Source organism: Nitrogeniibacter aestuarii, from assembly GCF_017309585.1.
GTDB lineage: Bacteria > Pseudomonadota > Gammaproteobacteria > Burkholderiales > Rhodocyclaceae > Nitrogeniibacter > Nitrogeniibacter aestuarii.
The window spans coordinates 4165750-4177742 of sequence record NZ_CP071321.1 but is presented as its reverse complement, the minus strand read 5'-3'; the positions used below and the strand labels follow the sequence as shown (position 1 = coordinate 4177742).

Sequence of the window (11993 nt, the reverse complement as noted above, 5' to 3'; positions counted from 1 at the left end):
GTCCTCAGTTTGCGTTGCCCCAGACATGCAACCGGCGCGGCGGCCGCTCACGCGCGTAGCGATCGAGTGCAAGCCCGTCAGGGCTGATGTCCGGAGCATGGTCGGTCATCAGGTCGGCCACGAGCTTGCCCGATCCACAGGCCATCGTCCAGCCCAGGGTGCCGTGCCCGGTGTTGGTGAACAGATTGCGCAAGGACGTGGGGCCGACAATGGGGGTGCTGTCGGGTGTCATGGGGCGCATGCCGGTCCAGAATTCGGTCTCGAAGCGGTCGGTGGCATCGGGAAACAGATCGCGCACCACATGGCTCAGGGTGGCGAGCCGGCGGGCGTCAAGACGCTGGTTGTAACCCGACAGCTCGGCCATGCCGCCGACGCGGATGCGCTGGTCGAACCGGGTGATGGCCACCTTGTAGCTCTCGTCGAGCACGGTGGAGCGTGGCGCGGCCTCGGCATCCTTGATGGGCAGTGTGATGGAGTAGCCCTTGACCGGATAGACCGGCAGATTCAGTCCCAGCGTCTTGAGCATGAGCCGGCTGAAGCTGCCCAGGCAGGTCACGTAGCGGTCTGCGGTGAGGCGCTCATCGCCCACGCGCACTGCCGTGACCCGCTGGCCGCCGGTTTCGATGCCGTCGATCGGGGTGTTGTAGCGGAAGCGGACCCCGAGCCGTTCGGCCCGTTCGGCCAGTGCGCGGGTGAACAGATGACAGTCGCCGGTTTCGTCGTCAGGCAGGTGCAATGCCCCGGCCAGCTTGTGGCCGACACGGGCCAGCGCGGGCTCCGCGGCGGCGATATCGTCGCGAGCCAGCAGGGTGTAGGGCACGCCGAATCTGTCCAGCACGGCGATGTCGCGTTTCGCTGCCAAAACTTGTGATGCGCTGCGGAACAACTGGGTCGTGCCCAGTGTCCGACCCTCGTAGGCAAGATCCTCGGCTTCGCGCAGGGATTTCAACGTCTGCCGGCTGTATTCGGCCAGACGCATCATGCGCGATTTGTTGAGGGTATAGCGTTCGGGCGCGCACTCCCGCCACATGGCCAGCATCCAGGCGAGCTGAAACAGGCTGCCGTCGGGTCGGACGATGAGCGGGGCGTGCCGGTCGAAGAGCCATTTGAGCGCTTTGAGGGGAATGCCAGGGGCTGCCCACGGGGTGGTGTAGCCCGGGGAGATCTGGCCGGCATTGGCGAAGCTGGTCTCGAGGGCAGGTCCGCTCTGGCGGTCGATCACCGTCACGCGGACGCCCCGTTTGGCGAGAAAGTAGGCGGTGGTTGTGCCGATCACTCCACTGCCGAGCACGATGGCTTCCATGCGTGAATCCTGTTCTGTTGGAGGGTTTGCTCAGCGTAACGTTGCTGCTGTAGTGAAACTCACTGAAATATCGATCAAATGCTGCGGCACGGCGTGAATGTCACGTCAAACCTGGCACGGAGAAGTGAAATGCGCGATCTGGACCGGATGGACCGGAAAATCCTCGAACTGCTGCAGGCCAACGGGCGCATGCCCATGACCGAGCTGGCGGAGAAAGTGGGGCTCTCGGCAACCCCCTGCACCGAACGGGTCAGGCGGCTTGAGCGTGAAGGTGTCATCACCGGGTATCACGCACGCCTGAGCCCGGATGCGCTGGACAAGTCCATGCTGGTGTTTGTCGAGATCCGTCTGGCGGCCATGTCGGCCCAGGCCTTCGAGCGTGTGCGCCACGAAATGATGTTCGTGCCCGAAGTGCTCGAATGCCACCTGGTCTCGGGCGAGTTCGACTACCTCATCAAGGCCAGAATCGGGCAGATGAGCGAGTATCGCCAGCTGCTCGAGAACATCCTGCTCAAGCTGCCGGGCGTGGCGCAATCACGCAGTCTCGTGGTCATGGAAGAACTCAAGGAGACGCTTTCACTGCCGGTGGCGCCCTGAGCACTCAGGTCGCGCCGGTCGACGCTTCTTCGGTCACGTGCTCCGGCGCCGTGCAGGGCATCGTCAGGCGCATGCAGGTGCCTTCTCCCGGTGCTGAATGCGCGAGCTCCAGTTTGCCGCCGAGGACGTTCCCGACCAGTTGCTGGCTCAGATGCAGGCCCAGCCCGGTGCCGCCGCTGCTGCGTGCCGTGGTGAAAAACGGGTCCCAGATGCGTGCCTGAGCCCCTTGGGGAATGCCGCCGCCGTCATCCTCTACGGTGAGCGTCACCTCGTCTCCGGCCCGGCGCGCGGTGATGACGATCGTGCCGGTGGCGCCGTTCCGAAAGCCATGCCGGAAGGCGTTCTGTACCAGGTTCTGGATCACCTGGCCGAGCGGACCGGGGTAGCTGTCCATGACGATGCTTTCGTCCACATCCACGGTCACCCGGATCGGGCTGTGCTTCGTTTCCGAGTGGATCAGCGCCAGAATGTCGTCGACGGTTTCCCGCAGCGTGAAACGGCTGCGTTCGGACGTGGCCCGGTCCGAGGCGACCCCCTTGAAGCGACTGATGAGTCGGCCAGCCCGGTCAAGATTGCGATGCAGGAGCTGGAGCCCTTCTTGGCTGCGCTCGATGTGGCGCTGAATGTCCGATTGCCGGAGGCCGGCGGCGTAGGCCTGTTCCAGTGTCCTCAACTCATCCTCAAGCTGGGTACTGGTGAGCATGGCGCCGCCCAGCGGGGTGTTGAGTTCGTGCGCCACCCCGGCGACCAGCAGACCGAGCGAGGCGAGTTTTTCACTGCGCACCCGCTCGTCGAGTGAGGATTCGAGCCGCTCCAGCGACTCGCGCAGCCGGATGTTGGCCGCCGCGAGCGCGGCGCTGGTGCGTGCCTGGCGCGCGTCTCGCTGGGTGAGCATGGCAGCCAGCGCGGTGACGACCATCAAGGCCAGCCCGCCGAGAAGCACGTGTTGCCAGGCTTGCTCCTGTACGAGTGCATCGCGTTTGGCGGGATCGAGGTGGCCCGCAATGTACCAGGTCGGGCCCTTGAGGGTCGTGCTCACCTGAACTGCCGGCAGCCGTCGGTACAGCCAGAGTGACTCGCTGGTCTTGACGTGGCCGGCCACCGCGCTGCTGTTGGTCATGGCCTGCCACAGATCCGGCTGGGTGAGCGAGATGCGGCGGTCAGGTCGTTCGAGCATGAAACCGAAACTGTCCGCCGGGTCCTGGCTGGCAAGCCAGTAGCCTTCGTCGTTGAGGAGGGACATCTGACCACCCCCGCTGCGGCTGAAGGTCGCAAGAATGTCGCCGGCGTTGAAGTTGAGCACGATCAGTCCGAGCGCTTCGCCGTCGGGCCCGAAGACACGGGTGCCGATGCGCAACGTGGGCTCATGGGGTAAGACGATCTCGCCGCGTTCGACGTTGAGATCCAGTGGGGACAAGTAGGCCTGGTCCGCCTGCACGGAGAGCGTTTCGCGGCAGTAGTAGCGGTCGGATTTGTCCTGCAGGTCCTTTTCGGTGGCCTGGAGAATGAGGTCACCACGGCGATCGAAGCGAATCCGCTCCTTGCACCCGGTATCGAGCAGGCGCGCCTGGGTGTAGCGCGGATGGGTCTGCATGAAGTCATTCATTACTGAGGCGAGCACCGACTGCCCCTCCGTGGCCGCCGGGTTGCCCAGCTGCGTCGCGGCGACGCGCGTGATCATGCGCGAGTCGAGCCACAGTTGTCTGATGCTGTCGACGATGATGTCGTTGGCCTGCGCCATGGACTCGACAGTTTGCTGCTCAAGGCGCTCGAGGTCGCGTTCCAGGCGCAGCTCGTAGACCAGCCAGGTGATGGCGGGGATGACAATCCACCACGGCAGGATGAGCGGCGCGCCGATCCTAAGGAGGGTTCGCACTCGGCCTCCCGGTCAGGACGGCTGCTCGAGGCAGAAAGCAATGAATTCCGGCAAGGGCATCGGGCGGCCGAAATGCCAGCCTTGACCGATCTGGCAACCGTGTTTGCGCAGCCAGATCGCCTGCGCTTCGGTTTCGACGCCCTCGGCCACCAGATCGGCGCCGATGGCATGCCCCATGTCGATCATGATTTTCGTGATCGCCTCGCTTCGGTCTTGGCGCCCGATGCGCTGAACAAAGCTCATGTCCAGTTTGATGAGGTCGGCGGGCAGCAGATGGACGTACGCCAGTGAGGCCTGACCGGTCCCGAAATCGTCGATGGCAATCCGCACCCCGGTGGCGCGCAAAGCGGCCAACTGGGACGTCAGGCGCACAATGTTCTCGACAACTGCGGTTTCGGTGACCTCGACTTTCAGGCGGCGGGCCTCGATGCCACGCGTCTTGAGCGTGTGCACGATGTGTCCGATGAAGGTGGGCGATTCGAACTGTCGGGCCGACGCGTTGATGCTCACGGTCAAGCCACCCAGGCCGGCGGCGTCGAAACGGAGAAGCGCTGCGCAGGCCTGTTCAAGCACCCGATTGCCGATGGCGTGGATATAGCTCGATTTTTCCGCCAGTGGAATGAACACGTCGGGGCCAACGCCGCCGTGCTCGGCGGGCCAGCGTATCAGCGCCTCGGCGCCGATGATGCGGCCGGTGTCGAAGTCCACCATGGGCTGGAAATGCAGTTCGAGCTGATCGTACTCGATTGCATGCGCCAGTCGGGACATCAGCTCGAAGCGCGCGCCGGCTTCGAGTTCGACTTGTGGATCATGTTTCAGCAAGGAGCCCTGACCTTGCCGTTTTGCGCGACGGAGCGTCGATCGGGCGGCCCGCATCAGATCGGCCGCTTCGCCCGGGAGTTCGCCGACTGCGATCTGGCTGGCACACACCGTGAAGCGAAACGATTGCCCGGCGATGTGCAGCTCCTCATGGGAAATGCGTTCGACTCGGGAGAGATCGACTTTGGATTCCGGACCCAGCACGGCAAACAGGTCGGCGGAAATGCGCCCGACAATGCAAGGGGGAGGAAACAAAATGCGCAAGGGCGCGTAGATGGCCCGCAGGACAGCGTTGCCGACCGCGACACCGAAGGCCTCGTTGATCCCCGCAAAGTTGTCCAGGTCGACGAGCATCAGTTGCGCCGAGTGGCCTTCGGGCGAGAGCCTGATACGTTCGATCTCGCGCAGCAGCCCGTTCCGGTTCGGAATGCCGAGCAGGTCGTCTTCGTAGGCCATGCGGTCAAGCCGGCTGATCAGCGCCACATTGCTGAAGCCCTTGGCTGCATTGGCGGCAAAGACGGCAAGCAACTGGGTCTCCGGCTCGCCCAGTGGTCGACCGGTTTCCACATAGATGGCGTAGTCGGCCAGTGCGTGTTGCCGGGGTATGTAGAGCACCTGATACGCAGTCGCGCTGATACTGCTTCGCTCAGCAAGCGTGTCCGCGAGCAATTGCGCAATCGACGTGTCTGGCAGTACCGCGATGGACTGGCCGATATGAGGTGCATAGCGTCCGGCGGCGCCGATGATGGCCGCACCCGCGACATTTGGCGGGCTCGCGACAGAGGCGCCTTCGACCGCGACGATGCCCTCCTCGGGGATGCCGAGCAGCGTGGCCAGCTCGGCGAGCGCCGCACTGGCCATATCGGGGACGGAGCGGGCAACCGAGAAGCGGTTGCTGGCCTCGAGGATCAGTTGCAGTCCTTTGCGCGCACCGTTGATGGTGGCGAGCTGATGATAGGCACGGATGGCACCGGTGAGGATGTTCTTCAGGCCCCGCTTGGCCAGATCTGACTTGAGGCAGTAGTCGCTCAGGTCGTAGTCGCGCATGACATCTTCGATGGGCGCGAAGCCGGGTTGGCCGGTGAGCAGGATGATGCGTGGCTCAACCATGCCGAGCATTTCGCGAATGCCCTTGATGAGCCGAAGACCGGCGTCGTCGGTTTCCATGACGACATCCACCAGAATGACCGCGAAATCGCGGTCGCGGGCGAGCAGATGCGCAGCCGACTGGCGACCATTGGCCAGGTGCAGTTCGACCGGACGGTCGAGGATGTTGGCGCCCTTCAGCGTGTGTTGCAGGGAGGCCTGGAAATCGATGTCGTCGTCAATCGCCAGAATGCGCCAAGGCTTGAGCCTTGGAAGCGAGGCATTGTCTTCAGGCCGGAAAACGATCCGGTCTGGGTCCAGCGGATGATCATCTTCCAGCATGTTTCGTCTTTCTTTCGCGTCGGCGCAGACGCCCAATGCGATTCTACGCGTGGGGCAACCATCAATCTTTATAGCTGCTACTAGACGGGTTGACGACGCCTTTGCACAATTCTTGAGGCGGCATGCTTAAAGCGTATGTTGGCGATCGGTTCAATTCTATTCGGGTCAATCCTGCGCTCTTGTCAGAGGGTCTTGAGGTATTCGATCAGGGCCGATTTTTCCTCATCGGCCAGATGGATGCCGAATTCATGTCCCTGATTGCCTCCGCCCTTGAGGCGGGTGTCATGCAGTGAGCCCTCATACTCGGCAGTGCTGCCCGAGGTGACATAGCCCACCTTGACCGGGTCGTAGAGGTTGTAGCCGCGCCAGAAGGTGACCGGGCGCTCCGCTGCCGGCTTGAGCAGGTCGGCCAGCGTGGGTACCGACCCGTTGTGCAGATAGGGCGCGCGCAGCCAGATGCCGTCCAGAAAGGCCGCCACATAACCGCGCAAGGGTGCTTCGACCAGACCTTCGCGCTCGATCCCCATCTCGGTGACCACCGCATTGGCCTCGGCCGCCGCCTTTTCATTCCAGGTGTCCATGCGGTCCCGACTGGTGCCGACTTCCTCGACCGGCACCACGGTGCCGGTTCGCGCCGACGCGTGGCACTGCGCGCAGTTGGCATCGAAAACAGTCTTGCCCTGTTCCGCCAGCACCGTGCTGATCGGGAAGGGGTAGGCCGGCGCGCGGGCGGCTTTGAGGTAGTCGAGCATCCAGGCCACCTGGGCGAGGAAGTCTTCGTTGCGCTTGGGGGGCGCCCCGAGCAGGCCCAGCGCCGAGTCGATGACCACCGAGCGGGCGTTGTGGCTGTCGCCGGCAAAGTTCATGCGGTGGCCTTTCTCGGGCTGGTATTTGCCCAGGTTCCAGATCGACGGCATGTCGGTGGGGCCGAAGCTCTCGTCCATGGGCCACTGGATCATGAAGTACTTGGTGAGGTTCATGGAGTCGTCCCGGCCGCGGCCCCAGTCGGGGAACGCCGGGTGGTAGAGCCAGGCGAACTGGGTCTGCCGCTCGAGCAGGCGCTTCTTGGTGATGGGGATGAGCAGGTAGCGATAGATGAGCGCGTCGTCCCAGCTCAGATCGGTGACCAGATTGATCTCGCGCATAAGCACGTCGGGCTCGAAGCGCGGGTCTTTCGCGCAGTCGATCAGGAAGCGGAAGAAGGCGGCCAGATCCAGCGTGTGGTTGGGGCCGGTGGGCACGAACACCGGGTTGCTGTCTTCCGTGGTGCGGTAGCTGGCGGTGTGGCACACCGCGCAGGTGTTGGCGACGCGCTCGAAGCCGATGGTTTTCTTGGTAAAGCCCACCGGCAGCTCCATGCCCTGTTCCCACGCCACGCCGAAGCTCGCGTAGCCGCCCGGCCCCGGCAGCTTGTCGGGAAAGACCCGGGGCAGCACGTAGAAGATCCAGTAGGGGATGCCGGCATCGTTCTCGGCGCCGATGGAACCGTACTTGAAGCGCATGTGCGGGTCTTCGGTGATCCACGCCGGCTGCGGGACTTCGCGAAAGAACTTGAACCAGCCATAGACCGCGCCGGCTGCGGCGACCAGCACGGTGATGCCGAGGATGGCGAGCAGGACGCGCCAGCGGGAGTGAGTGGTGTGGGTGGTCATGCGCAGGCCTCAGAAGGTCTTCATGTATTCGACGATCGCGTCCTTGTCGGCATCGGCCAGTTCGGTGCCGTAGGCGGCGCCCTCGTGACCGCCGTTGCCGTTGCCGGGCAGGCGCGTATCGAACAGAAAGAAGCGGCGATCGGGCTCATCGGCCACGTCGGAGACGAAGCCGAGCTTGTCCCGGTCGATGATGTCGTTGCCGCGATAGAAGGTGGTCGGGCGCTTCCACGTGGGCTCGAGCAGGTCGCGCAGCGTGGGCACCGAGCCATTGTGCAGATAGGGGCTGCGTAGCCAGATGCCGTCCAGCGGCATGTTGGCGTAGCCGTAGGTCTTGCGGAAGTTGGCAAAGCGGTGCGGATAGCCGGCGTAGAGCGTGCCCTGATTGACCGCCAGGGTGTAGGTGTAGGAATCGAGGCGTGCCCGGTCGGTGGCGATTTGGGCGATGGGGGTCACATGGCCGACGTATTTGCCGGAGAAGTCGCGTCCGCTCTGGCCGTGGCAGGCCGCACAGTATTCGCCATACAGCGCCTTGCCGCGCTCGGCCCTGGCATCGTCGATGCGATAGGGCCAGGGCGGCGGCTCGACCGTGAGCAACCAGTCCTCGATGCGGCCGATGGCCTTCAGGTCGATGGTGGGCGGCGTGGTGCCGGTACCGAAGGCGGCGCTCTTGTTGCGCTCTTCGGTGTGGGTGTTGTTGCCGTCCCAGTGCAACTCCATGCGGTGACCGTCGTCCCGCTTCATGCGCGGTGCCTGCAGCCAGATGGAGGGAAAGTCTGAGGCGCCCAGCAATTCCTTCTTAGGCAGCTTGTGCATGGGGAAGTTGAACAACACCTTGGCTGAATTGAAGGTATCCACCCGCCCCGGGCCCCAGTCGGGCTGTTCGAAGGCGAAGCTGAAGCGGTCTTTCAGCATGAGCAGGCGCTCGCGCATCAGGCTGATGGCGACCGGATAGACCAGATAGCGGTCGATGGGCGAGAGCCCGCCGGCGGCCGCCTCGATCTCGGGCACGATGTATTCGGTGCGGAATTTCGGCCCGGCCGCGCAGTTGAAGAAGAAACTCTCGAAACCCTTGATGTCGAGCCGGTGCGCGGGCATGCCGAGCACCACCTTGGGGGCCGCGCCCGGGGCATCGCGCACGGTGCTGGCGTGGCACACCGCGCAGTTCAGGAACACCCGGTCGATGCCCAGATGCTGCCGCTTGGAGACGCCCACGGGCAGGTCGCGGCCGGGCTCGAAAATGAAGCCCAGCGACTGGTAACCGTCGCCGGGCAGGTGCTCCGGACACACCTTGGGCAGCACCTTCCAGATCCAGTACGGAAAGCCCGACTCGCGCTCGCCACCGGTAGAGCCGTACTTGAAGTGCATGTCGATGGCTTGGTAGGCCACCGGAATGTCGGCGGTGAAGCGGCCCAGGGCGTAGATGCCGAACACCAGTGCGAGCACCCAGGGCAACCACAGGAGGGTGCGCAGCATCCCGTGTGTCTTGTTGGGGGTGTCAGGTGCGTCAGCGGACATGGGCAGACTCCGGGTAGATCGCGCAGGGCGGTAGATCGGCGTAGGCGGTGTGGGCGAAGGTGTCGACACGCTGACCACGGGTTGCAAGGCGGCCAGCGAGCCAGGCGCGCATGGTCGTCAGATCGTCGCCGCGCTGAATGTCGCTGGCCTGGGCCGATGCGGGGGGCGGCATGGGGGTTTTTTCTCTGCTGCCGGCCGGGTGCTCCCACATGCTCAGGCGACGCAGCATGCGCGGGGCACAGTCGGTGAGGCGCTGGTGGACGGTGTCGTCATCGCCGCGCAGAAAGCCGGGCGGGAACGCATCGGTGCTGCTGTGGCACAGGGCACAGTGGCGGTAGAACGGTGCCAGGGCCGGGTCGCGGGCGCGCTCGCCCCGGTCGGCTGTGGCCAGGGGGGCAAACGCTTCGACCGGGGCCGGGCCCTCGGCGTCGAGCCCGGCGAACAAGGCCGACAGGACGGTGCGTCGCTGCAGGGGCGTCTTGTCCGGCAAGGGCATTGCGGCGACGGCGGCGCTCAGGCGCGTCAGATCATCGGCCAGGGCGAGCACCGGGGGTGAGGGATCGAGGCGCAGGGCGCGGATGGCGCGACCATCGCTCAGGCGAGGCGTCGCCCCTGCTGCCACAAAGCCCTGTTGAGTCGCCCGCATGACCAGGCCAGGCCGGCTGCGTCCGTCGATGACGAGACGGTCCACGATCAACCGGTCGCCCTGCTCGCGGCCTTGCAGGTGCAGCGTCTCGCCCAGCCGGCAGTCCACGTTGCGACGCGCCCCGCGCTGGGCGAAACGGCAGTCGAGCGCTGCGGCCGTCACGGTGTTGTCGTCGGCGGCCAGGGCATCGGTCAGCGCGTTGATGTCGGTGTTCGAGAAGAACTGGCCCAGGGCATGGAAAACACGTGCCGGTGTCTGACGGTCGTCCAGCAGCCATCGGTCTCGCGGTGGGCGCAGGGCGAGGGCGTCGAAGCGCTCGGCCACATCGGCCAGTTGGCGCAAGGTGGCCGCGTCGGTGGGCACGCTTTGCCAGGGCAGGGTGGCGGCGAAGGGCTGTCGGTTGGGAATGTCGGGCTCGGGGATGACGAAACCGCCGGGCCACTGGCGTTGCCAGGTGTCGGTCAGTGAGGCGAGGGCGGGGTCTTCGGTTAGCGGAGCGGTTTCGGGCAGGCCCGTGAGGCGGCTCTTGAGGGTGCGCCAGAGCAACTGGCGACGACAGGCGGTGTCGCCGCAGGCAGCCCACAGGCGCTGGGCGACCGGCAGCAGGTTGGCGCGTTCGGTGGACTCGTCGATGGCCAACGGCACATCGACCCCGTGGCGCCAGGGTAGATGATCGTAATCCTTGCCGGTCGAGGCCAGCAGGCGGGCGATGATCGGGTTGGCGCTGGTCTCGTCCCAGTTCGGGCGCGAGAAGATGGGGGCGTCGTTCTGATGGCAGGCCAGGCACATGCCCCGGTTGCCGGCGCGCAGGTGCGGCGTGCCGCTGGCGCGGTAATCGTCGACGATGAAGAATTCGAAGCGCCCGCTGCCCTCGTGGTAACTGATCACCTCCAGCATGCCGGCGACGGCATGGTGGCCGAGGTAGAGGCGATCCTTGAGCAGTGGGGCGGTGGCGCTGACCGGTTCGCCGGTGATGGCGATGACGGCGCGCGGTGAATCGAAGTAGTGGGCATCACCGGCCGCGTGGCGCTGCAGCGAGCGCCCCACCGGGATGAGGACGGTGCGCATGCCGTCGCGCCCGTCCGCCAGTTGTCTGGCGATGTGTTCAAGCAGGGCGTCCAGCGGCCAGATCACGGCATTGTCTTTCACCGCCACCTGTTCGAAAACGCTGCCACCCGGCGCGGCCTGCGCGCCGAGTGGCATCACCACCAACAGGAGGAGAATGGTCGGCCAAACCATGTTTGCAAGCACTGAGGATCACTTGGCCGATGCGGTGATGATCTTGCGGGGCTGAGTGCCGGTCCAGCAGTCTTCGGGCACGGTGCCGGTCTTCATGAAGTCCGCCTTGGCGGCCTCGGCGACGTCCTCGTTGTAGAGCACGAAGTTCACCACGAAGGCCCGGTCGATATAGGCGCGGCCCAGGTAGAAGCCGGGGCGCACCATGCGGATCTCGTCGCGGATGGCAAAGCCGTCGCGCCCGGCCATCATGTCGGGCATGCGCCGGTAGCCGGGCAACTGGTCGGTGAAGGCGTAGTCGATGATGATCGATTCACGCCGACCGTCGAGCAGGCTCTGGCCGCAGTACAGCCTGGCCGGGAAGAGCAGCCACTGGTCGCGGCCATGGACCTCGATCTCCATGAGCGGGTTGTCGTCCGTCTCTTCGATTAGGCCGACGGCCTTGAGGGTTTTGAGGTCTTCGATGCGATTGCGCAGCAGCATCTCGTCCTTGTAGAACACCTTGCCCTTCCACAGCAGTTCGCCCATGAGGTCGAGCTTCTTCACGCCCACGTTCACCAGCAGCCCGCGCAGCTTGCCGCCGGCAATTTCGGAGAGCCGCGTCTTGCCGCTCTCGCCCCGCGGGAAGAACAGGTCCCCCTCATAGGGGCCTTCCGGGATCGGGCCGGCGGTGAGGCGGGCGTAGATCTGGTCCACCTGTTCCTGATCGAGCAGGGCGAGGTTCTTGGGGGTGAGTTTGTAGAGGTCGTCCACCGCCAGCGGGTGTTTGTATTCCACCGTGGCGAAATCGGGTTTGGCGCTGTGCGATTCGCCCCAGTCGGCGAAGGGCACGTCGGGTGCGGTGGTGTCTTCCTTGCTGCCGCAGGCGGCGAGCACGGTGGCGGCGGTCAGGGCCAGGAGGCCGGTCTTGATGGGATGCAT

The 11993-nt window shown here is 65.0% G+C and carries 8 protein-coding genes; 1 reads left to right on the top strand and 7 read right to left on the bottom strand.

The genetic code is table 11. The annotated features are described in order from the left end of the window. Positions 1-4: 4 nt before the first annotated feature. On the bottom strand, positions 5-1303 hold the full coding sequence (locus J0W34_RS19405; RefSeq protein ID WP_230969878.1) for a D-amino acid dehydrogenase: 1299 nt from the start codon (positions 1301-1303) through the stop codon (positions 5-7). A 129-nt stretch (positions 1304-1432) separates the two neighbouring features. Here J0W34_RS19405 and J0W34_RS19400 point away from each other — a divergent pair, with 129 nt between their 5' ends. Continuing rightward, a complete protein-coding gene (locus tag J0W34_RS19400) occupies positions 1433-1900 on the top strand; it encodes a winged helix-turn-helix transcriptional regulator (RefSeq protein WP_227816142.1) in 468 nt (155 codons plus the stop codon). Positions 1901-1904: 4 nt separating this feature from the next. Here the strand turns inward: J0W34_RS19400 and J0W34_RS19395 are convergent, their stop codons facing one another. The 6 genes from J0W34_RS19395 to J0W34_RS19370 all read right to left on the bottom strand — a co-directional run bounded on the left by J0W34_RS19395 (position 1905) and on the right by J0W34_RS19370 (position 11993). Continuing rightward, a complete protein-coding gene (locus J0W34_RS19395; protein ID WP_230969877.1) occupies positions 1905-3776 on the bottom strand; it encodes a sensor histidine kinase in 1872 nt (623 codons plus the stop codon). Positions 3777-3788: 12 nt separating this feature from the next. After that, positions 3789-6023 (bottom strand): GGDEF/EAL domain-containing response regulator, encoded by a 2235-nt coding sequence (locus J0W34_RS19390; protein ID WP_230969876.1) that lies wholly within the window; start codon positions 6021-6023, stop codon positions 3789-3791. 182 nt (positions 6024-6205) lie between these two features. After that, entirely contained in the window at positions 6206-7675 is a 1470-nt protein-coding gene (locus J0W34_RS19385) for a c-type cytochrome (protein WP_230969875.1), read from the bottom strand. A gap of 9 nt (positions 7676-7684) precedes the next feature. After that, on the bottom strand, positions 7685-9190 hold the full coding sequence (locus tag J0W34_RS19380) for a c-type cytochrome (RefSeq protein ID WP_230969874.1): 1506 nt from the start codon (positions 9188-9190) through the stop codon (positions 7685-7687). Continuing rightward, on the bottom strand, positions 9180-11075 hold the full coding sequence (locus J0W34_RS19375; protein WP_230969873.1) for a hypothetical protein: 1896 nt from the start codon (positions 11073-11075) through the stop codon (positions 9180-9182). Before J0W34_RS19375 ends, J0W34_RS19380 begins: the two co-directional genes overlap by 11 nt. A gap of 18 nt (positions 11076-11093) precedes the next feature. Continuing rightward, positions 11094-11993, bottom strand: a complete 900-nt coding sequence (locus J0W34_RS19370) for a hypothetical protein (RefSeq protein ID WP_230969872.1) — start codon at positions 11991-11993, stop codon at positions 11094-11096.